We start from the raw sequence: 26476 nt of genomic DNA, 5'->3' as shown, positions 1-26476 counted from the left end.
AGCTTGCACAGGCCGCTATTAAAACCCGGGAGGACGGCGGGTGAAAGTATCGGCCCGGAAACCTGCGTCCTGAACCGTGTCACCTCACGCACCGGTAAGAATACGGTTCATGACGAGGAGCGCCCCGATCCAGATCCCGTACGCCCCGCCGATGCTTATGAGAATACTGAACCGGTACATCAGGTACCAGAATGCCAGCAGGAACAGGAGAGTGGGGATCGCGAACCAGAATGCCGAGATGACCAGCTGCCGGGTAGTCTCCCGCCCTGCCTCGGAGTAGGTAAAGAGGAACGCGATAGTCGTGATTATGGGCGCTGCCGCAAGCATGCCGCCATATTTGGGATCTGCATGCTCGGCAAGGAGGGTCACCCCCACTATAACACTTCCGCCGACAACGAATTTCAGGAGCGTGTAGAGATAGTCCATCCTTTGGATCATTTCTCCGGCAGGATTAAAAAGCCGGTCGTAACCGGGGGCAGTATTTCCCGGCAGTTATCCGAACCATGGTCCGGTGCCGCAGGGCAGGTCCTCGTATCATGGTTGCACACCCGATCTCAGATATCAACGATCTCCCCCCCTCGTGCCTGACCGTATCGACGATTGCTACCGTGCTCCTGCCGGTCAGGTGCCCGTACACTTCACCGGGGTTGACGATCTCAGGAGGAAACCCTGCTTCCTGACCTCCGTGCGGTGGGTATGCCCGTATACCGGAAGGTCAAGGGAGCTGCATCCCGCGAGTGTTTCCAGCAGCTCCCGGTCATTGCCATGCAGGAGCGTGATCTTCATCCCTCCCGCATCGAGGCGGGCAAACGTCCCCGCGATCTTCAGGTGCGGGTAGGCAGCAGACTTCTTCTCCAGCAGGAACCGGTCACCGTCGTTGTTCCCGAATACTCCGGTCATGTGTGCGGACAGGTCTTTCAGTATGTCGATCATGAAGGGCGCCACATAGTCTCCCGCATGCAGCACGTGCTCCACCCCCTCGCGGTTCAGGCAGGACACGGCCTTTATCGTCATTTCGGTATTGTCATGGGTATCAGAGAGTATCCCGATAAGCATGGTTTTCACCAGTGTTCAGTTGCCCTGATCGCGGATAAGGGTTTTTCACCCCGGCAGGCCACCCTGCCGGGAAATCTTCTTATCCTTCCTTCCGGTATCACCTCTTTGGTGATCGCATGAAGACGGGATTTGGATGGATCGAGCGCGGGGGCACCCGGTTCGAGCATGATATCGTCATCCATACCGACGGTACGGTCTCAAAACGCAGGAAGAAACTCTCGAAACCCCGGAAGGGGGAATACGGGCATACGCCGCTCTCGGCTGAAGAACTGGCATTCCTGGAGAAGGAACGCCCCATAGCAGTCTACATCGGCACCGGCCAGTACGGCGACCTCCCGCTGACCCCGGACGCCATCGCAGTGCTCGACGCGTATGCACCGGTTGTCAGGCCGACTCCGGATATCCTGCCCCTGCTCGAACAGGAACAGCGGAAGTATGCCGCGGTGCTGCACGTGACCTGCTGAGATGAGGGAGTATCAGAATATCCTAATAGTCAGCGAGCCCGATTGATGATAAGAGGATCCTGCTCTTGCAGGACAGTATGGTATCATGGTGAAAGTCGGAGTCCATGTCTCGATTGCCGGATCACTCGACCTCGCGGTGGACCGGGCAAAGGATGCAGGGTGTGACGTCTTCCAGATGTTCTCCCGCAACCCGCGGGGCTGGGGGTACCAGCCCCTGTCTGACGAGGTATGCGACGAATTCAGGGCGAAAATACGGACGACCGGCATCGTCCCGGTCGACCATATGCCCTACCTCCCCAACCTTGCGTCCCCCAAGGACGAGATCTGGGAAAAATCGGTGGCCACCCTCATCGCGGAACTCGGCCGCTGCGGCAGGCTTGGCATCCCCTACCTGGTGACCCACCTCGGGCACCACCTAGGGGACGGAATGGCAGGGGGAAGGGCGCGGGTCATCAGGGCCATCAATACTGCGCTCGGGGGATCGGATGATGATGTCATGCTCCTCCTTGAGAATACTGCCGGCGAGAAGAACAGCGTGGGCAGCAGTTTCGAACACATCCGCGGGATCATGGACGGCATCCAGAAAAAGGGCAGGCTCGGGGTATGTTTCGATACCTGCCACGCGTTCGGGGCCGGGTACGAGCTGAGGACCGAAGAGGGTCTCCGGGAGACGCTTGCCCGGTTCGACGAAGAGGTGGGCCTGAAAAACCTCCGGGTCATCCACCTCAATGACAGCAAGGGCGACCGCGGGAGCGGGCTCGACCGTCACGAGCACATCGGGATGGGGTTCATCGGTGAGGACGGGTTCCGGCGCATCCTGCACGCACCCGTGTTTTCAGCGCTCCCGCTGGTCTGCGAGACTCCCGTGGACGAACGGCGGGACGACCGCGGCAACATTGCGAAGGTCCGGGAACTCGCGCGGTAACGGTCAGTACCTGCGGAGCGTTTCCCCGGTGTGCACGTCCGCAGCCTGCTCATAGTATTCCGGGAGCAGTGCCCGCTCCTCGACGACGCCGACAGCCTCTTCGATCTTCCTGGTAAGGTCGATGCAGTCTTCCCCGTGGCCTCCCCTGACAGCAACCCGGACCCTTCCTTCCCGGTCAATCGTGATATCCAGTTCTTTCATATCCATGAATTCTTCTCCTGTTCCTTCATGTCAGCCGGTGCACCGGCTCATTCGTCTTTACCATCGTTCCCGTCATGAGGTCCCGTGCAGTGATGCAGAGGTTCCGGTCGGCATCGAGCGTGAACGTGCATTCAAACCGCGGCTCTCCTTTCTTCGCGGGCGGTGTGGCTTCAAGAAGCGTAAGATCCTTTCCGTTGACCAGGACCGGCTCCCGGCTGCCGCCCGGTGCAGGAGCGGGACTGGCAAGCCTCATCCGCCCGCCCGCATCGGAAACCAGTTCGATGCCTTCCGAAGGGTCACCCGGAGACCCGCTGCTTTCGCAGAGCGGGATGCCCAGGTATGCCTGCCCGTCATACGCCGCGCTGATGATGATGCGGGCCACCTGGCCGGCGCTGGGATACCGGGTCCCGCTGCGTACGAGGAAGCGGTACCGGTGCTCACGGCTCTCCGGATCCCAGTAGCGGAGCATGTAATTGTTCCGGATCCGGTCCGGGGTGCGTGACGGGGAACAGTAGAGCGCTGCACCGCGTGCTACTGCCTCGAGCGGGCGATCGCAATAGATTGAGACAGTCGGGAACCGGCGTTTTGCTATCTCCTGCACGGCAGGCATGGCGCACCCTTCACCAATCATGACCACGGCGACGACCGGCATCTCCTCATGCCCACTTATGCGAAGCGACGACTGGATGCGGTCGAATACTCGGTCCATGGCGGCCGCCAGCCCCTGGTCATGGAGGATGCGCCGGAGGTCGGCCTGTCCCACCCGGGCGCGAAAAGCGTACCCGGATACCGGGTCGGTAAGCTCAAAAGGCACCCCATCCATGACCGGGACGAGCTCCCGCACCCGTTTTGCTTCCCGGAGAAGGTCGGGATACATCCGGATTACTCGTGGGTCGGTCCCCGAAAGCCGCTGCTGCCGGAGCAGGTCGCGCACTATCCAGCCGTCGACCACGGCACACCCGGCAGGCTCCCCGGAACCTGCGAGGGTGCGCATGCCCCCGTCTTCCGCCCCGGTACCCTCGTGCGCGGGGGTGACGGCTGCACCAGCAAGGTCCGTCCCGTCCATGCGGACCACAATGACTACCTCTCCGTTTTCCACGGATACCCCGTACCCGGCAATCGCAGCCCGGTATTCGCTGACAAAGGAGCATGACCCCCGTCCTGCCATGCGGGCGACCCGGCCAAGCCACTCCGGATAATCCGCAGGGGCACCGGAAGGCAGGGAAAAAACAATTCCTGTCCATTCATCGCAGTCAGTGGCTGCATGCGACAGGACCCGGGAGAGAAAATCGGTTGCAGCTTCGCAATACCCGGTCCTGCGATCCCCTCCTGCCGGGATACGGACCATGCTCTTCTCGCTCAGGTATTTCCTCATCCAGCGGGCAGTGGCGGGATGGTTTTCACACCGGTTCCGGACAACTTCTTCGCCAACGAGTACCCCTCGGTCCTCTGTATAGTGGACCAGCGAGGGCACATAAAAAATCTTCCCTTCATTTGTCCGGGCGGGAAATTCCGCGGAGAACCCGTTGAGCCCGATGGTTCGTGCCTCATAGCCGGCCTCTTTAGTGATGGCAAGGACCGTGTTGCTCATCCCGAAGTCCACTCCGAGCCGCGTTCTTTCGTTCTTCTGGTCTCCCCCCCGGTCCACCATGTTCACCCGCAGATCTGGATATCATAGGCCCCGGGGACCTGCCGGCAGTCGCAGAGTTCGATCTCGGCCTGGAACCGATATGAGAGCATGCGGTCAAGGAATGCCCAGGAGCATCCATCATTCTTACTTACGGCCGCTGCCGCATGATCCCGCACAACGGGGATATCAGTCAGGTCCGTTTCCGAGAGAGCCCTTGTCCACGGGAATTTCCAGGACCGGACCATCCCGTCAAGCCCGCTTGTGGTCAGTTCCGTCCCGCCCCCGGTCAGCGCAATCCCGCTGATGGCTGCGGAATGGGCGGGGACTGTCCGGATGAGTTTGTTCTCCTGCAGGGAAAAGAATGCGAGGGTTCCGCTGTCATATCCCGCAGCGAGCACCAGCCCGTCTGGTGTAATCGAAAGCGCGGTCACTTTAGCCGGGAGCCCGGCAAGTGTGCCGTCGGGGGTGCCATCCGGTAGCCGGTAGAGCCGGATGACCGCATCGGCCCCTCCTGTGGCAAGAAGGGACCCATCGTGACTGAGAGCAAGGGCGCTCACTTCGCTCCGGGAATCACGGAGGACGGTGTACGGTTTCTGTTCTCCTGTTCTCCAGAGGCAGACCGTGGTGTCATTGCTCCCCGTTACAAGCAGTGCACCGTCGCGTGAGAGTGCCAGGCAGGTGACGATACTTGCATGTCCCCGGCAGGTCCTGACCAGCTGGCAGTCCGGGATGCTCCATGTCCTGACCTTCCCGTCCCAGCCCCCTGACAGGAGCGCGGACCCGTCCGGTGTCCATGCCAGGCACCGAAGGGTTGTGGAGAGCCTGTCCGCGCCTGCCACAAGGCTGCCATCATCAAGGTCCCAGATCCGCAGGGTGGCATTGCTGCCGGCACAGGCAAGGCGGGTACCTCCGGGGCTGGCGGCTACTGCCCGGATCCCGGGGGTATACATGTCGATCACCCGGGCAGGGTTCACGTCCCCGTCCGGGTAAACCCGGGCAAAACCATCTGATGTGGCAGCAATAACCATACGACTGCCCGATGGAGAGGCGAGCGAAATGACGTCACCGGCATGGTGTTCGAATGTCCGCTGGATCTCTCCAGACGGCAGGCGCCAGAATCTGACGGTCCCGTCCCAGCTTGCTGTCGCAAAACCCGAACCGTCAGGGGAGAATGTGCAGCAGGTGACTGCTTTTTTGTGTCCTTTGAACTCCCTTATCAGGTCTGAGGCGGGCATGTTGTACAACCGGATGGTGCCACTGGAAAAACCGGTAATGAGAAGGCTGCCATCGGGGGCCGGGGCAGAGCAGGTGATGTGCCGGCTGTAGAACGGGACGGTGGCAACCGTTTTCTCACCGGACCAGCGCCAGCAGCGGAGAGTATGGTCGCCGCTGCCGCCCGCAAACCATGAACGGGCTGGAGAGACCGCACTGCACACGATGGTATCCCCCCGCCCGGAAAATACCCTTATCTTTGTGCCGGATACCGTGTCCCACAGGGACGGAGGTGTATGTTCGTGGAGCACCAGGACCTGACTGCCATCATCACTGAACGTGAGGGACCTGACAGCGTCCCCGTAATCTTTCGGCGCGGACAGGCAGGTGCGTGAAGAAAGGTCGAGAAGGGAAATGGTGCCGTCCTCATGCCCGGTTACAAGTCTGCTACCTTCCGATGAAAGGGCCAGACAGGTGATTGGGGAGTTGTGGGCCGGGATCACGCCGCCCGTCTTCCCGTCATCCATAAAAAGAATGCAGACAGTCCCCCCGGTGTCTCCGGTGATGGCCGTCAGCCCGTCCCTGGAGAGGACCAATGCCCGGACCTCACTGCCCCTTTTGCCGTGCCATGACCAGCTGTGGTTCCCCTCCTGCAGTTCGTGACAGTGGAGTGCGCCATCGTCGCTGCCAAAGATTATGCGGGTGTTGTCCGGCGTTATGGCAAGGAACCTGCCTGACCCAGTACCCGTGTTAAGGGTTACCCGGTTTCGTGCAGAGCTGATCTGCCAGACCGAGATGATCCCGTCGCAGCTGCCGGTGGCGAGCAGCGTGCTGTCCGGTGAGAAAGCCAGGCGCACGACCCTGCTTGCCGGGCGCCCGATACTGCGGGTCAGCAGCCCTGCTGCAGGTACAGGATAGCTCCATTCACCGGGAAGGACTGCGAGAATGTCTGAAAAGATTTTCCCGGCGTCCCCGGGGGGTGCCCATTCGGAAGATTTGATCGCGGCGATGGCAGTAATTGCCAGTTTCGGTGGTGCAAACGGGGCGAGCTGCCAGAGATCCGTCCACCGTCCATCCTGTATGAGCCCGCTCACGACGACCTCCCACTCGACAGGCGACCATCCCCCGGCAGACCTGGTGACCGGGTCCCCGACAAGTGCGGCGGCAAGAAGGTTGCACGTCCCGCTATCACGTGCGCGGCGCAGGGCATTCCTCCGGGCCGCAGGGTCTGCCCGGACATACCCTCCAGCCAGCAGCGGGCAACCAGCAGCCGTATCCGTCCCGGACAAGCGCTCCTTCTGCCCGGTCACAAAAGAGAAGAGTGCCTGATCGGCAGGATCGTGGGGGGTGTATCCGCGTACTATTACGAGGTTCACCAGCTCAGGAATGCCATTCCTGAGAACTTCGCGGCAGAGCAGGTCTTCCTGTTCCCGGGACACGAGAGAACCGAGGCCGTCGATGACAGCGGCGCGGAGGTCCGGCGAGTCCGTTGCGGCGAATAACGATAAAAGTTCCTGCACTGCCAGGATCTCTCCCCTTTTTACTCCCTTTGTATACTTCCTGGCTGCCCGGCTGTAGAGCCAGGTGTTGATGAGAGGGACGCGGCAGGGATCGTTCATGGTGTTCAGGTGCGGACCGGGTCGAAGGTCTCGAGCGCAATCGACCGTCCTGCGTCTGCGCAGGACCGGGCCGGCCGGGAGGCGGAGACCGCCCGGCCTTCTGCGAGGTACTCACGCAGTGCGGCCACCGTCTCGCGCTGTGAGATCGAGAGCGGCACCTGCTTTTTCAGGCACCCGAGGATGTCTTCGGTAGTGACCCGTCGCAATCCCTCGTTGAACGCGAGGTACATGGCATCGATGACTGTCTGCTCGATCTCGGCGCCCACGCACCCCTCGCTCTCTTTTGCAAGAAGGTCGAGGTCGTATTCTACGGGGAGGCATTTGCGTTTCCGCAAATGGACCGAGAAGATCTCCCGCCGCTCCTCGACCGTGGGCAGATCGAGGAAGAAGATCTCGTCGAACCGCCCTTTCCGCAGCAGTTCCGGGGGAAGGGCCGCGATGTTGTTTGCCGTCGCCACCACAAAACAGGGGGAGGTCTTGTCTTGCATCCAGGTCAGCAGGTGGGCAAACACGCGCTGGCTGGTGCCCGCGTCCCCGCTTCCGAACGCAAACGCCTTCTCTATCTCGTCCACCCAGAGGATGCAGGGGGCGATGGTCTCGGCAAGGGACAGGGCCCGCCGGGTGCGCTCTTCTGACTCTCCGACAAGGCTGCCAAAGAGGGCCCCCACATCAAGCCTCAGGAGCGGGAGGTGCCAGAGGTCGGCGATCATCTTTGCCGTCAGGCTCTTCCCGGTGCCGGGAATGCCGATGAGGGCGATCCCCTTGGGGGCAGGCAGGCCGTACTCTCGTGCTTCTTCCGTGAAGGCCCGTTCCCGGAGGCGGAGCCATTCCTTGAGTACCGAAAGGCCCCCGACATTCTCCGGGGTCTCCGTCAGGCTGTAGAACTCCAGGGCATCCGAACGGCTCAGGACGTCTTTCTTGTCCGCTATGACCTCGTCGATGTCCCGGTCGTCAAGCGTGCCGTGCGTGACGATCGCTTTTGAGAACGAGCGGCGCGCCTGGTTGAGGGTCATGCCGAGTGCGGCCTGGATGATCTTCTCCCGCCCTCCCTTCGAGAGCGAACTCGCAATCCCGCTCGTGGCAAGAAGCATGTCCAGCTCGTTCCCGAGCTCGGCAGCAGCGGGCGGCGGGAAATGGATGACCACTGCATCGTCCCGGATCTCGTCGGGTATTTTATGGACCGGCGTGATGATCACGATGGTCCGCCGGTTGTACCGGAACTTCTGGGAGAGGTTGCGGACCCTGCGCTTCACCTGCGGGTTGTTCCAGAACTCGTGGAAGTCCTTGAGTACGATCACCGCGTTCTCGTCGGTCTTGGTGATGTCCTCCAGTGCCGCGAGGGGGTCGCGGGACTGGGTGAGGAAATTCCTGTTGCCCGAAATGACCGCAAAACCATCGGCGCTGTCCCAGGTGATGCACTGGCGCGCGGGTTCCCACGTTTCGCAGACCTCCCGGATGCGGGAGACAACCCGCTCCTCCTCCGGGCTCATGACCACCACGAGCGTAACCCGTGCCCGGAGCGAGACATTAAGCCGGTGGGAAAAGTCCGGTTCGGGCTGCTGCATCCTAGTCCCATCTCCTCATGACGATCCTGATGGTCCCGTCCGTCTCGCTGGTCTCGGAGACCAGCTCGAAACCGTCTTCCCGGGCCTGCGAAAGGACCATGTTCCGCGCGTATTCCTTCTGGATGGCCCCGGCCTGATCCTTCAGCTGCTGTGCGATCTTCTGTTCGCCGGCCCCGGTAACCCCCCACCAGTCCGCGACCATGTCATAGGTCCCGTCGCAATTCCGGACAAACCCGATCCCGTACCCCTTGGTCCGGGTGACGGCGATATCCACCGTGTGTTCCCCGTGGTGTCCCCTGATGGTAGTATCGGTTTCCACATCATATCCGAGGTTTTTCAGGCAGGTGATGAGCGCCTCCCGGTGCCGGAACAGTGTCTTTACGCGGCTGTAATGCGACATGGTCTTACCCCCCTCCTGCAGCGTGCTGCTACCCGCCGGGTGACCTGCGGTCCCGGGAAGCCGGTCACCGTGATGCTCCCGTCCGGCAGGATGGTATACTCTGCCTGCCTGATGGGAGTCACAGGCACGGCAGTACCGGATGCAAGGTTCCCGTTCAGCGGGAGAATACACTGGTTTCCCGAGCCGGCGAACGGGTGTGCCGGTGCGCATGAAGGGATATAGGGCCCGGCTATCAGGAGATCGGTCATCATCAGGAGGCGGAGGTACGATGGCCGGCCATCCCGCAGGATATGCTCGTGCGTGTATCCCGTGAAGGTAACGATACTCAGTCCCGCGTGTTTCATCTGGCCCCCGAGATCTGCAAGTGCGGCTGCCTGTGCAAACGGCTCGCCGCCGGAGAATGTGACACCGTCGATATCGTCAAGGGCGAGGATCTGCTCTGAAAGCTCATCGACGGCAACCATGTGGGCGGGAGAAAAGGACCATGACTGCGGGTTGAAGCACCCCCTGCACCGGATCGGGCAGCCCTGCACCCAGACGACCGCCCGGATACCCGGGCCGTTCACTTCCGAGCGGGCGAGAAAACCCGCGAGGTTGAGAACGCTCTTAGGTCGGCATCCGGGGTCGCTTGTAACATGCACCATCATTTTTCCGCCATGATGTATTGGCCAGTCAAAATGTTCCGGTGTGGGGGATCGATGTATCTTATAGTATTACCCAATCATCCCGGAATGAAGATCACCCGCGGGGACGTGCAATATCAGCATACTTATGAGATACGATCTGACTATACAGGTTCGATTTCTCCCCTTTTAAACGCATTGCTCTAAAATTTGCGGGTATTTCTTTTGTATTCCTTAAGGATTACAGATTGGCCCGTTCATGCGTATCCAGCCCGATCCCCTTGTATCCACGCGCCATTATAATCCTTCAGCAACAATAGATCAGGCAGTGAAAGCGACATTTGATGGCACGGCAATACGCCTCGGGAAGGAAGGGCATGCACTCTACGAGCAGAGCGGGTACGGGAGGCCGGACCCGCAGGGACTGCGGCTCTCCTCGCAGGAGGCCCTCTACCTCCTCCACCGGCAGAAGATCGCGTTCGATGACTTCACGTTCGACACCCTCTTTGCCGAGTTTGCCGACCAGCGCAATTTCCTCCGGAGTTTCCTCGTCTACCGCGACCTCCGCGAGCGGGGGTATGTGGTCCAGACCGGCCCGCACGATTTCCGCGTATTCCGTCGAGGCGAGAAGCCCGGGACGGGGGAGTCCCTCTACCTCGTCCGCGTCCTCTCGGAGCGCGATCCGATCCGGTTCGAGAAGCTGATCGAGGAAGTTGTCGCTTCGAGGAACATGCGAAAGCAGTACGTCCTTGCCGTCGTCGACGATGAGGACGAGCTCACCTATTACGAGATCAAGCTTCAGAAGCTGGCCGGGGCCGCTGCACCAGTCCCGCCGCTCTCGCACCACGAGGCGATACTGGTCGGTAAATCCGCGATGGTCCGGGTTCCCGCACACTCGGACCTCGAACAGGCAGGTTACGGGAAGCGGCTTGACGCCGAACGCCTCATGCTTTCGCCGGTGGAACTCCTCTACCTGATGGGTGAAGATGTCCTCACGCTCAGGCGCGGTGGAGAGACGATAAGCCCGGCGGATTTCCTCACGCTGGCTCAAGAGGGCGACCGGGAAGTCGTGGAGAAGCACAAGGTCTATACCGAGCTGCGGGGGCACGCCTTCACCCCCCGGACCGGCTACAAGTTCGGCCACCACTTCCGGGTCTACTGCGGCAAGAACGTCCACTCGGACATGCTGGTCCACGCCGTTGAAAAGGAAGCGGTCCTGCCCATGAGCGTCATATCGCGGTCGGTGCGGATGGCGCACAGTGTCAAAAAGAAGATGTTGTTTGGGGCCGTACATACTACCGGAATCCAGTTCGTCGAATTTGCACGGATCAAACTGTGAGCGCTCACCATGCAGGAACCTCAGATCAACCCCTGGTCAAGCACCCCTACCCTTGATATCGGGAAGGCCTTTGCGGATTTTGGCATCGAGCCCATCGCCCCGGTGATCACCGATCTCCCTGACATTCCCTATTTCATGCGGCGGGGGATCGTGGTCGGCCACCGGGATTACCGCCCCATCGTGCAGGCAATCCGCAACCGCACGCCGTTCCATATCCTCACCGGGTTTATGCCGAGCGGTCACCCGCACCTCGGCCACCTCATGGTGATGAAGGAAGTGGTCTGGCACGTGCAGCAGGGCGGCAACGGCTACGTCACCATCGCTGATCGCGAGGCGCACGCGGTCCGGGAGATGCCGTGGGAGAAGTGCCGGGAGTACGGGAAGGAGTACCTCGCCTGCCTTCTTGCGCTCGGGTTCGAGGGGCAGACCTATTTCCAGAGCAGGAACGACCGGCTCAAGGACCTCGCATTCGAGGCTGCCACCAAGGTGAACTTCTCGGAACTCGCGGCGATTTACGGGTTTTCACCGGAAACGGACCTGGCCCATGCCGACAGCGTCATCACGCAGGTGGCCGATATCCTGTTCCCTCAGATCGACAGGGAACCGGCACCAACCGTTGTGCCCGTGGGCGTGGACCAGGACCCGCACATCCGGCTCACCCGGGGGATCGCCCACAAGATGCGGATGTTCACGGTCGAGGAGCGGGACGGCTACATCAGCGTCCGCTCGAAGAATGCACGCAACACGGCGCTGGATGCCGTGAAAAAAGCGTTCCCGCACGCGAAGAAATACGAGGGGCACGTGGACATCAGGGAGGCACGCTGTGCGGACGTGAGTGCAAAAGTCCGGCAGATCGAGCGGGAATGCGGGGGGTTTGCTTTCTATACCCCGTCGTCAACGTACCATATCTTCATGCCCGGCCTGACCGGCGGCAAGATGTCGAGCAGCATCCCGGAGAGCATCATCTCGTTCTACGAGCCCGAGGCCGCGGTCAGGAAGAAGGTGATGAGCGGGATCACCGGAGGGAGGATGACGCTCGAGGAGCAGAAGCAGCTCGGCGGCGAGCCGGACAAGTGCTCCCTCTACCTCCTCAACCTCTTCCACATAGTGACGGACGACAACGAGCTCATGGAGATCCGGCGAAAGTGCACGGCCGGCGAGATCACCTGCGGGCAGTGCAAGAAGGAGACTGCGGAGCGGGTCGTGGCTTTCCTGAAAGACTTCCGGGAGAAGATGGAAGCGGCAGCAGAGACGATCGAGGTATGACATGGCGGAACTGACGCAGAACGAGAAACGGCTGCTGGAGAAGTTGGCTGAGAAAAATAAAGCGGATGTTCAACAACTTGCGGATGAATTGGATGCGACTCCGGAAGCTGTCGTACAGTGGGGGCTGCTCGGAAAGGACCATGGTCTGGCAGATGTCTTACGAGGCGTTAAAAAAACTCTGGAATATACTGAAGAAGGAAGGAACTATTTAGAAAATGGCCTTCCCGAGACGCAGATTCTGACTGCAATAGGTAATTGCACCACTCTATCCGCGTTACAGAAACACCCGGCTTTCAAGATTGGTTTCGGGCAGCTCCGGAAAAAAGGCCTTATTACCGTGACCGAAGGCAATGTCACTAAAGTTTCAGGTGCTTCGACTGAAAAAGATGAATCTGCACTAAAAAACCGAGATAACAATAACCCTCTTATAAAGGATCTTATAAAACGAGGGCTTTTGCAGGAAACTGAAAAGGTTCAGTATACTCTGTCTATCACTGAAGCAGGGACCTTAAAAGTCAAACAAGGTCTCGACCTCCGCGGAGAGACCGGCACTCTCACCCGCGAGCAGATCATATCGGGTGAGTGGAAGAACCTCAGCCTCCGCAAATACGACGTGAACAAGCTCCCGAGAAAAGCATATCCCGGCAAGATCCACCCCTACCAGCGGATCATTGCCGAGATGCGGGAGATCCTGCTCGACATGGGGTTCACCGAACTCTACGGCAACATCGTCCAGCAGTCTTACTGGAACTTCGACGCCCTGTTCCAGCCGCAGGACCACCCCGCCCGTGAGATGCAGGACACCTTCTACCTCAGCGAGACCCTCCCCCTGCCGGAAGGCTACGAGCGGGTCAAGGCCATGCACGAGTCCGGCGGGGAGACGTCCTCGACCGGCTGGGGCGGTTCATGGAAGGAGGCGAAGGCAGAGCAGTGCGTGCTGCGGACACACACGACCAGCCTCTCCATCCAGCACCTTGCTGAGAACCCCAACCCCCCGGTCAAGGCTTTCTGCATCGGCAGAGTTTACCGGCGCGAAACGATCGACACCACCCATCTCGCCGAGTTCGAGCAGCTCGAGGGGATCGTGATGGACGAGGGCGTCCATTTCGGCAACCTGCTCGGGATCCTCCGCGAGTTCTACCACCGCATGGGGTTCGAAGGAGTGCGGTTCAAGCCATCCTATTATCCCTACACCGAACCGAGTCTCGATGCCGAGGTTTATGTCGACGGAATCGGCTGGATCGAGATGGGGGGAGCGGGCGTCTTCCGCGAGGAGGTCACCGCGCCGTTCGCCATCCAGTACCCTGTCCTCGCGTGGGGGCTCGGGGTGAGCCGGATCGCCATGCTCCACCTCGGCCTCAAGGACCTGCGGCACCTCCATCGCAGCGATGTCGCGTTCCTCCGTGAAACCCCGGCATACCGGCGGTCGCAGGGAGGTGCCTGATGGCAGTCATCTCGCTTCCCTACCGCTATCTTGAGCGTCTCACCCGGACCGACCGGAAAACGATCCTCGATAAGGTTGCCCTCATCGGTTCGGACGTGGAGCGGATCGAGGAAGACCATGCCGACGTGGAGTTCTTCCCGGACCGCCCCGACCTCTTCTCGCCAGAAGGCGTGGCGCGCGCCATGCGGGGCTTTCTCGGGATCGAGAGTGGCCTGCCCTCGTACCCGGTCAGGCTCTCGGGGATCTCCTTCACGGTCGACCCGGCCCTTGCGGATATCCGCCCGGTCCTCGGGGCGGCCGTCATCCGCGGGGTCTCGTTCGACGACGAATCGATCCAGAGCATCATGGCCCTGCAGGAATCGCTCCACTGGGCGGTCGGGCGGGGCAGGAGCAAGGTCGCGATCGGGATCCATGACCTCGACACCGTGAAACCCCCGTTCCATTACATCGCGTCGCGCCGCAGCCGGAAGTTCATCCCGCTCGACTTCACCGAAAAGATGAGCCTGGACGAGATCCTCGAAAAGCACCCGAAAGGGAGGGACTACGCAAAGATCGTGAAGGACTTCCCCCTCTTCCCACTGATCGTTGACGACGACGACCATGTCCTGTCGTTCCCCCCGATCATCAACGGCGAGCGGACGCGGGTGACCATAGACACGAAGAACATCCTCCTCGATACGACCGGGACCGACAAGCGGGCAGTCGGCGTTGCCGTGAATATCATCTGCACCGCGATGGCAGAGTCCGGAGCACGGATCGAAAGTGTCGAGATCAACGGAATCCAGACACCCACACTGGCGCCTGCCGAGCGGACGGTGAGCGTGAAGGAGTGCTCCGCCCTCCTCGGCATCGAACTGAGGGCCTCCTCGATGGCAGCACTTCTCGAAAAGATGCGGTTCGGTGCGCAGCCCGCCGGCACCGACCGGCTGAAGATCCAGGTCCCCTGCTACCGTGCGGACATCATGCATGACTGGGACATCTTCGAAGACGTTGCCATCGCGTACGGGTATGAAAACCTCCAGGCAATGCCGCCGGCAACCTTCACGGTCGGGAAGCCCCACCCGGTGCAGACGTACGCGAATATCGCACGGGATATCTTCTGCGGTCTCGGATACCTGGAGGTGATGCCGTTCACCCTGACAAACGAGGACACCCTCTTCAACAGGATGCGCCGGCCTGAGGTCCCCGGTGTCCTCCACGTGCTCCACCCGATCAGCATCGAGAACACGGTCGTCAGGACGGATCTGCTGCCCCTGCTCCTCGAGTTCCTGGCCCTCAACCGCCACCGCGAACTTCCCCAGCGCCTCTTCACGGTCGGCGACGTGGTCGAGTGCTGTGCCACCCACCAGCAGGCGGCCGGTGTCAGCACGCATCCCGATGCGGACTTCTCGGAAGCGTATGCGTGTGCCGATGCAGTCCTGCACGAGCTCTCTATTGCCTACACGGTGAAAGAGTCGGAAGACCCGGCCTTCATCGAAGGCAGGAGAGCGGATATCATCGTCGCCGGCAAAAAAGCAGGGGTTTTCGGGGAGATCCACCCTGCAGTGCTGAACTCCTTCGAACTGGAACACTCCGTGGCAGCGTTCGAGCTCGATCTCAGAGCCGTACCGGGATACCCCGCCCTCTGAGATACTCTTTTACGTCCCTGACCGTGAATTCCCCGTAGTGGAAGACGCTTGCGGCAAGGCATGCATCGGCTTTTCCCTTTACAAAACCGTCGTAGAAATGCCCGAGCGTGCCGACTCCGCCGCTCGCGATCACCGGGATCCCGGCGGCATCGGAAATGGCCGACGTGATCGCGATATCGAAACCGTTCTTCGTGCCGTCGGTCTCCATGCTGGTGAGCAGGATCTCGCCCGCCCCGCGCTCTTCTGCCTCCTGTGCCCAGGCGATGGCATCGATGCCGGTCGGCTTGCTCCCGCCGTAGATCACCACTTCGTACCAGCACTGCGCCCCGTCTTCGAGGAGAACGGGGATCGCTTCCGGGTTGGGCGTGAAGTTTCGGCGGACGTCCATTGCGACGACAATGCACTGCGTCCCGAATGCCTCTGCCCCGCGGGTGATGAGGGCGGGGTCATGGACCGCGCTCGTGTTGACACTCACCTTGTCCGCGCCGGCCCGGAGGATCTGCTGGATATCGTCAAGGGACCTGAGCCCACCGCCGACCGTAAGCGGAAGGAAGAGCTGGTCTGCCGCCCGCTGTATCAGGTCGATGATGATGCCCCGCTTCTCCTTCGACGCGGTGATATCGAGGAAGACCACCTCGTCCGCGCCCTGGTCGTTGTACCTCCCGGCAAGTTCGACCGGGTCGCCGGCGTCCCTGAGCCCGAGGAAATTCGTGCCTTTCACCACCCTGCCGTCCTTGAGGTCGAGGCAGGGAATGATCCGTCGCGTGAGCACCATGGGTACAGAATCTGGGCGTGCAACCCCTATCTATATTTCCACACCGTGATTTTGCACAAGTTCGCAGGAGATATCACGGAGTTTTTATCTGATATGGGATGCCTACTCATAGGGTAATCAGTACGGGGGCCTGCGGGTCGTTCCCGGATACGAGGATGTTCATGAGTTCAGGAATGCTGAAGATCGAATGGGCGGCGCAGTACATGCCGGTGCTTGCCGCGATACGAAAGCAGTTTGAGAAGGAGAAGCCCTTTGCCGGCATGACGATCGGCATGGCCCTCCATGTCGAGGCCAAGACCGCCAATCTCGTTACTACCCTCGCTGCAGGCGGGGCCGTAGTACATATCACCGGGTGCAACCCGCTCTCCACGCAGGACGATGTTGCCGAAGCACTCAATACCGTAAAAAATGTCCACTGTTATGCCAGGCGTGCCTGCACGGTGGAGGAATACTACGAAGCGATCAACAAGGTCCTTGACGCACAACCGGTCATCACCATCGATGACGGGATGGACCTAATCCATTACATCCACACGAAACGGCGTGACCTCATAAAGAAGGTGATCGGTGGTTGCGAAGAGACCACCACCGGCATCCACCGCCTCCGCTCCATGGCCGCAGAAGGTAAGCTTGAGTTCCCGGTGGTCGCGGTGAACGACACCCCGATGAAACGGTTCTTTGACAATGTCCACGGCACCGGGGAGAGCGCTCTCACCTCGATCATGATCACGACCAATACCCTGATCGCCGGGAAGTACGTGGTGATTGCCGGGTACGGGTACTGCGGCAGGGGGCTTGCAAAGAAGGCCCACGGCCTCGGGGCAAAGGTCATCGTCACCGAAGTCGACCCGCGGCGGGCCCTCGAGGCACACATGGACGGGTATTCCGTCATGACGATGGAGAAGGCTGCAGCGCTCGGGGACATCTTCATCACGACCACCGGCAACACCAGCGTCATCAACGGAAAGCACTTCAAAAAGTTAAAAGAAGGGGCCATCCTCTCCAATGCCGGCCATTTCAACGTGGAGATCGACATGGGGTGGCTCCACGACCATGCGGACAATGTTGTCCAGCGCGAGGGTATTGAGACCTTCATGCTGAAAGGAAAAGCAGTCCACGTGCTTGCCGAGGGGAGACTCGTCAACCTAGCGACCCCGAAGGGCATGGGGCATCCCATCGAAGTGATGGACCTGAGTTTTGCGCTCCAGGCGCTCTGCGCCCGCTTTATTGCAAAGTCGGGCAAAAAACTCAAGGGCGGGGTCTACGATGTCCCGCAGGAGATCGACGAAGAGGTCGCAAACCGGAAGCTCTCGTCGCTTGGACTCTCCATCGATTCGATGACACAAGAGCAGAAAAAATATCTCTGCAGCTGGGATATCGGGACGTAAGAGTATTGGAATTTTTAAAAAATCCGCGTGCTCCACTCCTGGGCTGGATCTCCACCAGTTTCAGGAACCACCTCTGCTCGCAAATGTCCGGGGCCCCCTCATATCGGTGACCACGTATTTCTTACCCCTTCCCACGCGATCCGATCGCGATATTCAGCCATTGTCACCTCCGGACCTGACAATTTTTTAAAATCCGCAGTACGGCCAGACCATTCCACAGTCGTAAAATGAAAGAAATTTCCGGATTTTTCCGGCACAATTCCTTCAATCTGATCAGGGAATTTTTCTAAATTGTCACCAACCGATCCGGCAATTATTTTTTATTATCACATCCGGACCCGGCAATTTTTTAAAATTCCCCCTAACCGATCTGACAATTATTTTTTATTGCCGCATCCTGACCTGAATTTTTTTTTAAAAGCTGCACATTGTCAATTTTTGAAAAAGTAGAAAAAGATTGATTTCTGTGAGCCATTATAACAGCCCCGAAGGGGCTCCCCACAGCGGAGTGTCGATAGTCGGCGATCAACATTGCGAGCAGTCTACCCCAAGAGTGGAGTATTTCCATCATTTACCCCTCCCTCGCCGCGTACAGGTATTCCTGTGCATACCCGCAGTATTCCCCGAAATGATCGCGTGCAAAGCGGCGGATGATATCGTATTCCCAGCCGGTGAGAGCAGAACCGGTGCTTAACGTTGGGAGATAATGCTTTTGCATGATCCGGCGGATCCAGACATCTACCGGGAAGGCCTCGTATTTCCGGAACGCGAAGAGGAGGATACAGTCTGCCGCTTTCGGCCCGACGCCGGAAAGTTTCATGAGAGCCCGACGGGCATCCTCGCAGGGCATGGCCGCGATTGAGGTTTCCCAGCTCTTCACGTCATCGATATCGCAGGCAGTACGGAAGACATACGGCTGGCGGTACCCGAGCCGGCAGTCGGCGAGTGCATTGTCACCGGAACAGGACAGGGCGTCCGGTTCCGGGAATGTGTAATAGACCCTGTCTTCGAATGCCACCTCTTTTCCGAACTTTTCGGCGATCGTCGCGATCCGCCGGCGGATCATGGGGATATTGGAGTTGGTGGAGCAGATATACGATATGAGGCATTCCCAGGGAGGCTGCCGGATAAGCCGCAGGCCCCTGCACCGCTCAATCGCAGTATGAATGAACGGGTCGCGGTCGATTGCTGAAAGGATCGACCCGAGGTCCAGGTCAAGAGAGAAATAATCGCGGATAAACTCTCCTGTTGTACCCGCAAACGAGAGATGGGGGCCGTCCTGCCGTATCCGTATGACGTGGCTGCCAACGATACCATACCAGGCTCCGTCATCAGTGCGGTCCCAGCGGAAGACTTGGCCGCAGGCAAGGGTCTGGTCCAGCGAGAACGGCTGGTCCCGGGAAAGGGTAAGGACAGGCATGGGTTTCGGATCCGGAACTATCTTTGTACCTCCCCTATTAGGGTTTAAGGAATTTAATCCCGCGTTGAGGGCAGGAAATTCCGGAGAAAGGCTGCGTGGACATCGGAGATCGCAAAACAGTTTCGCATTGGAACGAATAGCCTTTTAATATATAAATCAATAGTTCTTCTCATGGAATTAACGGAGATCCTGAAGACATTTATTGAGGAAGGGCAGGACTGGGAACGCAAACAGACGTCGGTGAAAGGTGTTTCCATCATCCGGCTCCCGGCGACCAAGAACCGTGCGGCCTCCCTTGCAATCGATATCAACCCGATCGGCGACAACGGTCTCCCGATGAAGAAAAAAGGCATCATGATCATGAACCGCGCCGAAATTGCTGCATTCAGGACGGCGTTCAACAATGAAAAAGTTGACGGCCTGGTTGCAGCTCTCGAAGAAGTCCTGCCTGAACGCAAGACCTCAGGAAAACCTGCAAAGGCAGATGTCCTGCAGATTTAACGTCCCCGGATGCGAATTCCCGGCTGAGGAGTGATACGTATCAGGAACTGGATAGCGGCGTGTGTAATTTTTCTTGTAGCAGCAGCAATCGTGTCCGGATGTCTTGGAGTGAAGACACCGTCGGTGTCCCGGGCAACCCCCCCCGCGATACTGGTAGATTATCTGCGTACCGGGGGAGTCGCACGCCTGGACGAGAGGCTCGTCATATTCGACAACGGCGATGCGGTCTTTTCGGGCAAGGATGTAAATAGAGAGATCCAAATCAACCAGACTGAGCTTGAAACTCTCTCCAATCTCTTCGACAAGGCACAGTTCTCGATGCTCGAGAACAATTATACGTCCCATCGCTACGGGGCGGATTTTATACATTATATCATAAGTTATCACGGAAAGATAGTGTATACCGAAGATTCCGCTGTGCCTCCTGCACTCCAGCCGCTGATTGACGAACTGAATCGCATCATTCTTACTAGGCAGGCGCAGGAACCGGCGACGCAGCAGTTTGCCAATCTCTACACGTAACTGTTTAAGCGGGATTTCCCGCCGGACCGTTCCGTGGTAAAGAGGAGAAAAGCACCATGAACTCCACTCTTTTCTGCGTTGACGCATTCACGGAAAAGCCGGGTTCAGGAAACCCCGCCGGCGTCTGCATGCTCTCAGAGCCGGCGGATTTATTGTGGATTCAGGCAGTGGCACGGGAGATTGACCTGTCCGAAATGCATTTATCGTCACGGAGCACGACGGATTCGACCTTCGCTGGTTCACTCCCTGGATCGAGGTGGAGCTCTGCGGGATGCCACGCTTGCATCGGCCTACATCCTGTGGCAGCAGAGGTACCTGGGCACCGGAGAGTGTGCCCGTTTCTTCATGAAGAGCGGCACGTTCACAGCAGAATTGAACGGCGACTGGATCGCCATGGACTTTCCGGACGAGTCGGACCAGCCCGCACCGGCACCCCCCGGCCTTGCGGATGCTCTTGGCATCCGGCCCCGGTATGTCGGGAAAAACCGGTTCGATTACGTGGTTGAAACAGGATCGGAACGGGAAGTCAAGGATATACGGCCTGATTTCAGGTGTCTTGCTGAAGTTCCCGCCCGGGCTATTATGGTAACTGCCCCGGCGGATCCCGGACACGTTGATTTTGTCAGCCATTTTTTTGCCCTTGCTGTCGGTATGGATGAGGATTCTGTTACCGGTTTGGGCCACTGCTGCCTTGGTCCGTTCTGGGAAAAAGGCTGCACAAAAACGAGTTACTTGCGCACCAAGTGTCTGAACGGAGTGGTATGCTCAGCGTAAGGATAGGCGGCAACCAGCGGGTTCTGATCTGCGGGCAGGCGGTAACGATCTGGCAGGCTGTCCCGCTCATCTGACCGCAAAAATGTTATTTGTTCTCGTACATGCAGGACTGGACGTCGTGCCCGAGCTTGCCGATCGCGTCCGCGCGACAACGCTGGCAGTGCCGCATCTGCTTGACATATTTCCCGCACTCGTCCTGCATCTTCCTCTTCATCTCGGGGGTCGGCGGGGTGATATTGGCGAACTTGTACTGGGCTATCAGCGGGATGAGGTTGAAGGTATATACCCCCATCTCCCCGACTTTTTTGGCGATTGCCGGGATATGATCCTCGTTTATCCCGGGGATATAGACCGTATTGATCTTGACGATCATATGCCTTTTGACTGCCTCCTCGATCCCTTTCAGCTGCTGGGAGAGGAGGAGTTTTGCCCCCTCGATGCCTTCATACCGCTTCCCCTTGTAATCCACGAACTGGTAGATTTTTGCGCCAATCTCCGGGTCGATCGCGTTGAGGGTCACCGTGATATTTCCGACATCGTATTTCTGCAGGAGATCGATCTTGTCAGGGAGGAGAAGCCCGTTGGTGCTGATACATTTGATCACGTTGGGGTACTGTTCATGAAGCCTGCGGAGCGTCTCGAACGTCTCTTCGTTTGCCAGGGGGTCGCCGGGCCCGGCAATACCCACGACCTTGATGTAATTGTATTTTTCCACCACTTTTTTGACCATCTCCATGGACTCGTCCGGGTTGAGGATCCGGGTGGTGACCCCCGGGCGGCTCTCGTTGACGCAGTCGAAATCCCGGATGCAGTAATTGCACTGGATATTGCATTTGGGTGCAACGGGTAGGTGGCACCTGCCGAAGCTGTGACACGCCTTTTCAGAAAAGCAGGGGTGCTCCTGTATTTTGCGCATCTGCGCCGGGTCCCACTGGATTTTTTTGCCTTGGACGTCTGCGATCCTTACTTCATCAGACATATACAACACCACTAGATGCGCTTTAGTGGTATAAATAGAGTGCAATTGTACAAGCGCGGAGCGATGTCTGTCGCCATTCCATCCGTGCGTGTCCACCTGGACAAAATTGTATATGGTTTAGGGGATGATTTTATTGGGGAACGATATGAAAAAATCCGAAAAGGTCAAGGGGAAAGAGGCGGTCGGGGCCAGAAAAAAACAATACCGCCAGTACGCCATTGTCGCTGGTGTGGGAGTAACAATCCTCGCCGTTGTGGGTTTTTTTTTGTTCAACCCGTTCGTTGCTAAAACGGGAGATACGGTCGCCATTTATTTCACGGGCACGCTGGACAACGGTACAGTCATTGAATCCAATGTTAACACGACACCGTTCATTTTTACCATAGGTAAAGATGAGACCATCCCCTCCGGACTACCGGATGCAGTTATCGGTATGCATCCGAACGAGACAAAAACCGTGATACTCCCCCCGGAAAAGGCATTCGGGATATACCAGCCGTCACTCGTACATGTGGTAAACCGGTCCTCCCTGCCGGCGGATATGAATCCTGTTGCCGGAGAGACCTTCACGATCACGAGAAAGTCTGATAACGCCGTAGCAAGCGTGAAGATTCTGAATGTGACGCCGACCACAATCACCTGGGACGAGAACCACCCGCTCGCCGGCCAGAACCTGACCCTGACCATTACCCTTGAGCAAATCCTGAAACAATAATTTTTAAAAAACCAGCGGAAAAATTTACCATGGGCCCGGCCGGATTCGAACCGGCGACCTCCGCCGTGTAAGGGCGACGTCATAACCGACTAGACCACGAGCCCGGTAACTTACTAATGTCGACCTTGGGATTATTAACATTGCTGATTTCCGGATCCCTTATTGCGGAATGGCAAAAAAGGTGACAATTTCGTCCCGCGGTGGCGTCCCGTTTTGTGCAGGCGGGAATTATTCTTTTTTGGGGATCTTGATATCGATCCCGTATTTTTCCGCGTTCTTGTCCGCTATGGCTTGGATGGCGGCGATCTCCGCGTCCTGGCGCTTCGGCTTGAAGAGGTGCCGGAACCGTTTCTGGGTCTTGAGGTAATCTTCAACCGGTTTGCGCACGACCTTTTTGACTTTGGTGATTTTTCCTTCGACCATCTCGAAATTTACCCAGAGCCCGGTCTCAATGGCAAGGCGGGCAATGGCAAGGGTCTGTTCTCCTTCAAACCCCCAGCCGGTACAGCACGGGGCATGCACCTGCACATAGCAGGGCCCGGGAGTATTGATGGCCTTCTCGACCTTCTGCATCAGGTCGGCGGGATACACGATGGAGGCCGTAGCCACGTAGGGCGCACCATGCGCAGCAAGGATCTGCGGCATGTCCTTTTTGGGACGCTTGTTGCCGAACGAGTGGGAACCGGCCGGGCTTGTTGTGGTGCTTGCATCGTACGGGGTTGCACCCGAACGCTGGATCCCGGTGTTCATGTAAGCCTCGTTGTCGTAGCACACGTACGTGAAGTCGTGACCGCGCTCGAATGCGCCGCTGATGCAGATCATTCCGATATCGAAGGTCGCCCCGTCGCCGGCCATGATCACGACCTTCTCTTTCCGCCCCTGTTTTTTGAGGGCTGCCTCGATTCCTGATGCCACTGCAGACGCGTTCTCGAAGAGGGAGTGGATCCACGGGACCTTCCACGCGGTCTCCGGGTACGGGGTTGAGAACACTTCCATGCAGCCCGTCGAGGAGACTACAATCGTCTCCGTCCCGGCCGCTTGCGTCACCAGCCGTGCGGCAAGCGCCGCACCGCAGCCGCCGCAGGCGCGGTGGCCGCAGTCGAACAGGTCGCACACCTTTTTCTCTGCCATGGTTCAGAGCACCTCCTTACGCAGGCCATAGAACTGGTCGCCCTCTCCTCTCTCGAGAAGAGCAACGATCTCCCTGATATCCTTTTTCCGCACGTCTCTGCCCCCAAGGCCGAGAATGTAATCCCTGACCGGGATCCCGCTCCCATAGAGGGCGTCCCTGACCTCGAGTGCCACGGCCCCTTTAGAGCCGAGCGAGATGTTCTTGTCCAGCACGGCGATACGCTTCGCACGGGCGAGCGCTTTTGCCACATCTTCTGTCGGGAACGGGCGGAAGATGCGTATCTTGAGGAGCCCGACGTTCTTTCCCTCTGCACGCATCTCGTCGATTGCGTCCTTGACCGTCCCGCAGAGGGAGCCCATGGTTACGATTACCGTCTCTGCGTCATCGAGCCGGTATCCCTCTACAAGGGCACTGTAGTCCCTGCCAAAGAGGGAGCCGAACTCTTTTCCGGCCTTTGCGATAACGTCCTTTGCCCGTTTCTGGGCAAGGTCCATCTCGTACCTGAACTCGAGGTAATACTCAGGAGTCGCGTACATCCCGAAACTGATCGGGTCCGCTGCGTCGAGGCGTTCAGCAGGGGCAAATCTTGGGAGATATTTGTCAACATCCTCCTGCGAGAGCATGTCAACTGGCTCGTAGGTGTGGGAGAGAATGAACCCGTCGAAGCAGACAAAGGCCGGAAGGAGAATTGAGGGGTCTTCTGCTACCCGGTACGCGATGTAATGGAGGTCGGTTGCCTCTTGGTTGTCCTCGGCATAGAACTGGAGCCAGCCCGAGTCCCGCAGGGAGATCGAGTCCTGCTGGTCGTTCCAGATCGAGAGCGGGGCGCCGAGAGCCCGGTTCGCGATGGACATGATAATGGGTAGGCGCATCCCCGCGGCATTGAAACAGACCTCGAACATGAGGGCAAGGCCCTGTGAGGTCGTTGCCGAATAAGCGCGGGAACCCGCGGCGCTGGCCCCTACGCAGGCCGAAAGAGCGGAAAGCTCGTTCTCGACCGTGATGTATTCGGCATCCAGTTTGCCGTTTGCGACAAAGTCGGCCAGCGCTTCCACGATATGGGTCTGGGGGGTGATAGGGTAGGCTGAGATCACCTGCGGGCGACAGCGACTGACCGCCTCTGCTACTGCATGCGATCCCTCGGTTATTTCCATCATCTACTTCTCCTCCTGTTTCATCTCGATAGCTTCCTTCGGGCACTCTGTGGCGCAGATCCCGCACCCTTTGCAGTACGTATAATCCGGAATGAAGAATCCATCCTTGTCCTCGCTGATACAGCCCTCAGGACAGAGGGTCCGGCACATCCCGCATTTCGAGCATTTTTCGTGATCGAAGATCGGTCTGAACACCCGCCACGACCCGGTCTTGTTGTCCCTCGCCTTTCCCGGCCGTGCCCGGCAGCCGACAGCCAGTGCCATTATGGGGCCCCCTTGACGGCGTTGTAAGCCTGCCGTGCCGCCTCGATGTTCTTTACCGCCAGCTCTTTCGGGAACCGGTGGTTGAGCGCATGTTCGAGCGCCGAGAACTGGATCTCGCCCGTCGCTGCCGCAAATGCACCCATGAGTGAGGTGTTGGTGATGGGCAGTCCGAGAGCTTTGAGCGCGATGGATGTCGCGTCGATGGTGATCAGTTTCACGCCATCCGGCACTTGGTAGTCCGGTGTCTTTTCCGTGTTGACGATCACGATGCCGCCTGATTTCACACCCAAAAAGACGTTCACGTCCTTGATCAGCGTGCTGTCCTGCACGATGATATAATCCGGTTCGTACACCTGGCTGCGGAGCCGGATCTTTTTGTTGTCAAACCGGACGAATGCCTGGACCGGGGCCCCGCGCCGCTCGACTCCGAACGCCGGGAATGCCTGGGCATAGACGCCGCCTTCGAACGCGGCGACTGCGATCAGTTCGGCGGCGGTGACAGACCCCTGGCCACCCCTGCCGTGGATACGTAGTTCTCTCAAGAAAAATCCCTAATAATCTTACATGATAAATCAATATAAATCTAGAGATCCACATCGAGCCCGAGGATCTCCCGCCTGCCGGAAAATATGTCGCGGGCGATCTTGGCAAGCCCGCGGGAAGCGCACCATTCATCGTATACTGCGATATTTGAGCCCAGAAGAGATCCGACTTCCGGAGCGACAACCGGTGCAAGGCTGCCAGCAAGCGCAATCCGGGCACCGGTGTTCAGGAGCCTCATGGCAGCACATTCCATGGCGGCGAAGAGGGCTATGGTCCGCAGGCGCTCCTCATCGGGAAGCGAGAAGTTCACCCCCGCGTGCTGGAATGCCTCGTTTGCCGTACATTCCCCTGAATCGATCTTCCGGATCGCGTCCACATCAAGAGCGCCATGCAGGGTTCCTGGCGCGAAGATGCAGGCATCGAATGCCCCAACCAGTCTCCCGCCTGAGACGAGCAGGGTGACTGTGTTCGAGCTGATATCGGAAACGATCACGTCGCTGCCGAGGTCCCTGCTGACCTCATACGCGATCCCGATCTTCTCCGGGCTTGCCTGGTGCGAATAGGCCTTGAACCTCGGGTCGGTGGGGGATCCCCGGTGGAGGCCTGGGATGGCGATGGCCGGGATCCCGCTAGCGGCCACCTCGTCAAAGACCCGCGTGCCACCCCCGACATGCTTCCCTGCCCCCTCCCGGCTGACGAGCCCGCGGTCCCGGACCTTCCCGACACGGGTGATCCGGGAGAAGTTGTCGCCCATCGAGTAGCAGACCGCGACCCCCTCGATCTTGTTGAGCGGGCAGATGCGGCCGAGATCGGCGATGACAAATTCCTTTGCTGCTTCACGCGAGAGCTTGAACTCACCCGAATCACCGGCGAACCGCATGGCGGTGGTGCCGTGATCGATCCCGATGAACATAACAGTAATCCTATAGCATGGATG

Annotated in this window: 27 protein-coding genes, 1 tRNA gene and 1 pseudogene; 12 read left to right on the top strand and 17 right to left on the bottom strand. The window is 58.9% G+C overall.

The genetic code is table 11. The features are described 5' to 3' along the window. Positions 1–84 precede the first annotated feature (84 nt). The gene (locus tag ABSB80_RS05675; protein WP_428369025.1) at positions 85–438 is read right to left on the bottom strand and encodes a GlpM family protein; all 354 of its coding nucleotides are present in this window, start codon (positions 436–438) and stop codon (positions 85–87) included. Positions 439–621: 183 nt separating this feature from the next. Continuing rightward, entirely contained in the window at positions 622–1056 is a 435-nt protein-coding gene (locus ABSB80_RS05670; RefSeq protein ID WP_428369194.1) for a YfcE family phosphodiesterase, read from the bottom strand. 116 nt (positions 1057–1172) lie between these two features. On the opposite strand from ABSB80_RS05670, the gene ABSB80_RS05665 reads away from it, so the two are divergent. Together ABSB80_RS05665 and ABSB80_RS05660 are read left to right on the top strand one after the other, a co-directional pair. Beyond that, positions 1173–1520 carry a hypothetical protein gene (locus ABSB80_RS05665; RefSeq protein ID WP_428369023.1) on the top strand — a complete coding sequence of 116 codons (348 nt, stop codon included), beginning with the start codon at positions 1173–1175 and terminating at the stop codon, positions 1518–1520. A gap of 85 nt (positions 1521–1605) precedes the next feature. Next, the gene (locus ABSB80_RS05660) at positions 1606–2445 is read left to right on the top strand and encodes a deoxyribonuclease IV (protein WP_428369021.1); all 840 of its coding nucleotides are present in this window, start codon (positions 1606–1608) and stop codon (positions 2443–2445) included. Between the two features lie 3 nt (positions 2446–2448). On the opposite strand, the gene ABSB80_RS05655 is transcribed toward ABSB80_RS05660, so the two are convergent. Genes ABSB80_RS05655 through ABSB80_RS05630 form a run of 6 tightly spaced genes read right to left on the bottom strand, consistent with a single transcriptional unit; the run spans position 2449 to position 9716 of the window. Then, positions 2449–2652, bottom strand: coding sequence for a DUF2997 domain-containing protein (locus tag ABSB80_RS05655; RefSeq protein WP_428369019.1), 204 nt, complete (start codon positions 2650–2652; stop codon positions 2449–2451). A gap of 19 nt (positions 2653–2671) precedes the next feature. Further along, entirely contained in the window at positions 2672–4294 is a 1623-nt protein-coding gene (locus ABSB80_RS05650) for an Hsp70 family protein (RefSeq protein WP_428369017.1), read from the bottom strand. A gap of 5 nt (positions 4295–4299) precedes the next feature. Beyond that, positions 4300–7107, bottom strand: a complete 2808-nt coding sequence (locus ABSB80_RS05645; RefSeq protein ID WP_428369015.1) for a hypothetical protein — start codon at positions 7105–7107, stop codon at positions 4300–4302. Positions 7108–7112: 5 nt separating this feature from the next. After that, the gene (locus ABSB80_RS05640) at positions 7113–8672 is read right to left on the bottom strand and encodes an AAA family ATPase (protein WP_428369013.1); all 1560 of its coding nucleotides are present in this window, start codon (positions 8670–8672) and stop codon (positions 7113–7115) included. Between the two features lies 1 nt (position 8673). Then, on the bottom strand, positions 8674–9072 hold the full coding sequence (locus ABSB80_RS05635) for a DUF1257 domain-containing protein (protein WP_428369011.1): 399 nt from the start codon (positions 9070–9072) through the stop codon (positions 8674–8676). Continuing rightward, a complete protein-coding gene (locus tag ABSB80_RS05630; protein ID WP_428369009.1) occupies positions 9051–9716 on the bottom strand; it encodes a 4Fe-4S single cluster domain-containing protein in 666 nt (221 codons plus the stop codon). The genes ABSB80_RS05635 and ABSB80_RS05630 overlap by 22 nt, the downstream gene beginning before the upstream one ends. Positions 9717–10023: 307 nt before the next feature. Between ABSB80_RS05630 and endA the strand changes: the two genes are divergently transcribed. From endA to pheT, 4 genes are read left to right on the top strand one after another with little or no spacing between them, the layout of a single operon-like run. Next, positions 10024–11034, top strand: coding sequence for a tRNA-intron lyase (gene endA, locus ABSB80_RS05625; RefSeq protein ID WP_428369193.1), 1011 nt, complete (start codon positions 10024–10026; stop codon positions 11032–11034). Positions 11035–11043: 9 nt separating this feature from the next. Continuing rightward, a complete protein-coding gene (locus ABSB80_RS05620; RefSeq protein WP_428369007.1) occupies positions 11044–12300 on the top strand; it encodes a tryptophan--tRNA ligase in 1257 nt (418 codons plus the stop codon). Position 12301: 1 nt separating this feature from the next. After that, positions 12302–13744, top strand: coding sequence for a phenylalanine--tRNA ligase subunit alpha (pheS, locus tag ABSB80_RS05615; protein ID WP_428369005.1), 1443 nt, complete (start codon positions 12302–12304; stop codon positions 13742–13744). Beyond that, positions 13744–15372 (top strand): phenylalanine--tRNA ligase subunit beta, encoded by a 1629-nt coding sequence (gene pheT, locus ABSB80_RS05610; RefSeq protein ID WP_428369003.1) that lies wholly within the window; start codon positions 13744–13746, stop codon positions 15370–15372. Before pheS ends, pheT begins: the two co-directional genes overlap by 1 nt. Here the strand turns inward: pheT and hisF are convergent. After that, positions 15341–16147 (bottom strand): imidazole glycerol phosphate synthase subunit HisF, encoded by an 807-nt coding sequence (gene hisF / locus ABSB80_RS05605; protein WP_428369001.1) that lies wholly within the window; start codon positions 16145–16147, stop codon positions 15341–15343. The two genes, pheT and hisF, sit on opposite strands and share 32 nt — an antisense overlap. A 161-nt stretch (positions 16148–16308) precedes the next feature. Here hisF and ABSB80_RS05600 point away from each other — a divergent pair, with 161 nt between their 5' ends. After that, positions 16309–17535 carry an adenosylhomocysteinase gene (locus tag ABSB80_RS05600; protein WP_428368999.1) on the top strand — a complete coding sequence of 409 codons (1227 nt, stop codon included), beginning with the start codon at positions 16309–16311 and terminating at the stop codon, positions 17533–17535. A 571-nt stretch (positions 17536–18106) separates the two neighbouring features. On the opposite strand, the gene ABSB80_RS05595 is transcribed toward ABSB80_RS05600, so the two are convergent. Then, entirely contained in the window at positions 18107–18955 is an 849-nt protein-coding gene (locus ABSB80_RS05595; RefSeq protein WP_428368997.1) for a DNA-3-methyladenine glycosylase family protein, read from the bottom strand. Between the two features lie 171 nt (positions 18956–19126). On the opposite strand from ABSB80_RS05595, the gene ABSB80_RS05590 reads away from it, so the two are divergent. The 4 genes and pseudogenes from ABSB80_RS05590 to ABSB80_RS05575 all read left to right on the top strand — a co-directional run bounded on the left by ABSB80_RS05590 (position 19127) and on the right by ABSB80_RS05575 (position 20752). After that, positions 19127–19456: a hypothetical protein gene (locus tag ABSB80_RS05590; protein WP_428368995.1), complete on the top strand. Its 330-nt coding sequence runs from the start codon at positions 19127–19129 to the stop codon at positions 19454–19456. 108 nt (positions 19457–19564) lie between these two features. Continuing rightward, positions 19565–19978: a hypothetical protein gene (locus tag ABSB80_RS05585; protein ID WP_428368993.1), complete on the top strand. Its 414-nt coding sequence runs from the start codon at positions 19565–19567 to the stop codon at positions 19976–19978. A gap of 56 nt (positions 19979–20034) precedes the next feature. Continuing rightward, positions 20035–20163 (top strand): annotated as a pseudogene (locus ABSB80_RS05580) (PhzF family phenazine biosynthesis protein); the annotation flags it as partial. A 160-nt stretch (positions 20164–20323) separates the two neighbouring features. After that, positions 20324–20752, top strand: a complete 429-nt coding sequence (locus tag ABSB80_RS05575; RefSeq protein WP_428368992.1) for a PhzF family phenazine biosynthesis protein — start codon at positions 20324–20326, stop codon at positions 20750–20752. An 85-nt stretch (positions 20753–20837) separates the two neighbouring features. Here ABSB80_RS05575 and nifB read toward each other — a convergent pair whose 3' ends face one another. Next, positions 20838–21731, bottom strand: a complete 894-nt coding sequence (gene nifB / locus ABSB80_RS05570) for a nitrogenase cofactor biosynthesis protein NifB (protein ID WP_428368991.1) — start codon at positions 21729–21731, stop codon at positions 20838–20840. Positions 21732–21876: 145 nt separating this feature from the next. Between nifB and ABSB80_RS05565 the strand changes: the two genes are divergently transcribed. Next, a complete protein-coding gene (locus ABSB80_RS05565; RefSeq protein ID WP_428368989.1) occupies positions 21877–22446 on the top strand; it encodes an FKBP-type peptidyl-prolyl cis-trans isomerase in 570 nt (189 codons plus the stop codon). 30 nt (positions 22447–22476) lie between these two features. Here ABSB80_RS05565 and ABSB80_RS05560 read toward each other — a convergent pair. The 6 genes from ABSB80_RS05560 to ABSB80_RS05535 all read right to left on the bottom strand — a co-directional run bounded on the left by ABSB80_RS05560 (position 22477) and on the right by ABSB80_RS05535 (position 26452). After that, positions 22477–22550, bottom strand: a tRNA-Val gene (locus ABSB80_RS05560). A gap of 124 nt (positions 22551–22674) precedes the next feature. Next, the gene (locus ABSB80_RS05555) at positions 22675–23577 is read right to left on the bottom strand and encodes a thiamine pyrophosphate-dependent enzyme (protein ID WP_428368987.1); all 903 of its coding nucleotides are present in this window, start codon (positions 23575–23577) and stop codon (positions 22675–22677) included. Between the two features lie 3 nt (positions 23578–23580). Continuing rightward, on the bottom strand, positions 23581–24735 hold the full coding sequence (locus ABSB80_RS05550; protein WP_428368985.1) for a transketolase C-terminal domain-containing protein: 1155 nt from the start codon (positions 24733–24735) through the stop codon (positions 23581–23583). Further along, entirely contained in the window at positions 24736–24996 is a 261-nt protein-coding gene (locus tag ABSB80_RS05545; RefSeq protein ID WP_428368983.1) for a 4Fe-4S binding protein, read from the bottom strand. After that, positions 24996–25538 carry a pyruvate ferredoxin oxidoreductase subunit gamma gene (locus ABSB80_RS05540; RefSeq protein ID WP_428368982.1) on the bottom strand — a complete coding sequence of 181 codons (543 nt, stop codon included), beginning with the start codon at positions 25536–25538 and terminating at the stop codon, positions 24996–24998. The genes ABSB80_RS05545 and ABSB80_RS05540 overlap by 1 nt, the downstream gene beginning before the upstream one ends. Positions 25539–25579: 41 nt before the next feature. Continuing rightward, positions 25580–26452 (bottom strand): methanogenesis marker 12 protein, encoded by an 873-nt coding sequence (locus ABSB80_RS05535; RefSeq protein ID WP_428368980.1) that lies wholly within the window; start codon positions 26450–26452, stop codon positions 25580–25582. Positions 26453–26476 lie beyond the last annotated feature (24 nt).

This window comes from Methanoregula sp., from assembly GCF_050010295.1.
GTDB lineage: Archaea > Halobacteriota > Methanomicrobia > Methanomicrobiales > Methanospirillaceae > Methanoregula.
The sequence above is the reverse complement of the archived record's forward strand: the minus strand, read 5'-3'. Positions and strand labels throughout refer to the sequence as shown.

Excerpts from the sequence above, each read along its gene's own strand:
- ABSB80_RS05595 (WP_428368997.1), bottom strand. The coding sequence starts at position 18,955 with ATGCCTGTCCTTACCCTTTCCCGGGACCAGCCGTTCTCGCTGGACCAG.
- ABSB80_RS05545 (WP_428368983.1), bottom strand. The coding sequence starts at position 24,996 with ATGGCACTGGCTGTCGGCTGCCGGGCACGGCCGGGAAAGGCGAGGGAC.
- hisF (WP_428369001.1), bottom strand. The coding sequence starts at position 16,147 with ATGGTGCTCACGCGACGGATCATTCCCTGCCTCGACCTCAAGGACGGC.
- ABSB80_RS05620 (WP_428369007.1), top strand. The coding sequence starts at position 11,044 with ATGCAGGAACCTCAGATCAACCCCTGGTCAAGCACCCCTACCCTTGAT.
- pheT (WP_428369003.1), top strand. The coding sequence starts at position 13,744 with ATGGCAGTCATCTCGCTTCCCTACCGCTATCTTGAGCGTCTCACCCGG.
- ABSB80_RS05670 (WP_428369194.1), bottom strand. The coding sequence starts at position 1,056 with ATGCTTATCGGGATACTCTCTGATACCCATGACAATACCGAAATGACG.
- ABSB80_RS05640 (WP_428369013.1), bottom strand. The coding sequence starts at position 8,672 with ATGCAGCAGCCCGAACCGGACTTTTCCCACCGGCTTAATGTCTCGCTC.
- pheS (WP_428369005.1), top strand. The coding sequence starts at position 12,302 with ATGGCGGAACTGACGCAGAACGAGAAACGGCTGCTGGAGAAGTTGGCT.
- ABSB80_RS05600 (WP_428368999.1), top strand. The coding sequence starts at position 16,309 with ATGAGTTCAGGAATGCTGAAGATCGAATGGGCGGCGCAGTACATGCCG.
- ABSB80_RS05655 (WP_428369019.1), bottom strand. The coding sequence starts at position 2,652 with ATGGATATGAAAGAACTGGATATCACGATTGACCGGGAAGGAAGGGTC.
- ABSB80_RS05665 (WP_428369023.1), top strand. The coding sequence starts at position 1,173 with ATGAAGACGGGATTTGGATGGATCGAGCGCGGGGGCACCCGGTTCGAG.
- ABSB80_RS05675 (WP_428369025.1), bottom strand. The coding sequence starts at position 438 with ATGATCCAAAGGATGGACTATCTCTACACGCTCCTGAAATTCGTTGTC.
- ABSB80_RS05645 (WP_428369015.1), bottom strand. The coding sequence starts at position 7,107 with ATGAACGATCCCTGCCGCGTCCCTCTCATCAACACCTGGCTCTACAGC.
- ABSB80_RS05565 (WP_428368989.1), top strand. The coding sequence starts at position 21,877 with ATGAAAAAATCCGAAAAGGTCAAGGGGAAAGAGGCGGTCGGGGCCAGA.
- ABSB80_RS05550 (WP_428368985.1), bottom strand. The coding sequence starts at position 24,735 with ATGATGGAAATAACCGAGGGATCGCATGCAGTAGCAGAGGCGGTCAGT.
- ABSB80_RS05660 (WP_428369021.1), top strand. The coding sequence starts at position 1,606 with ATGGTGAAAGTCGGAGTCCATGTCTCGATTGCCGGATCACTCGACCTC.
- ABSB80_RS05535 (WP_428368980.1), bottom strand. The coding sequence starts at position 26,452 with ATGTTCATCGGGATCGATCACGGCACCACCGCCATGCGGTTCGCCGGT.
- ABSB80_RS05555 (WP_428368987.1), bottom strand. The coding sequence starts at position 23,577 with ATGGCAGAGAAAAAGGTGTGCGACCTGTTCGACTGCGGCCACCGCGCC.
- ABSB80_RS05630 (WP_428369009.1), bottom strand. The coding sequence starts at position 9,716 with ATGGTGCATGTTACAAGCGACCCCGGATGCCGACCTAAGAGCGTTCTC.
- nifB (WP_428368991.1), bottom strand. The coding sequence starts at position 21,731 with ATGTCTGATGAAGTAAGGATCGCAGACGTCCAAGGCAAAAAAATCCAG.
- ABSB80_RS05635 (WP_428369011.1), bottom strand. The coding sequence starts at position 9,072 with ATGTCGCATTACAGCCGCGTAAAGACACTGTTCCGGCACCGGGAGGCG.
- ABSB80_RS05575 (WP_428368992.1), top strand. The coding sequence starts at position 20,324 with ATGAAGAGCGGCACGTTCACAGCAGAATTGAACGGCGACTGGATCGCC.
- ABSB80_RS05590 (WP_428368995.1), top strand. The coding sequence starts at position 19,127 with ATGGAATTAACGGAGATCCTGAAGACATTTATTGAGGAAGGGCAGGAC.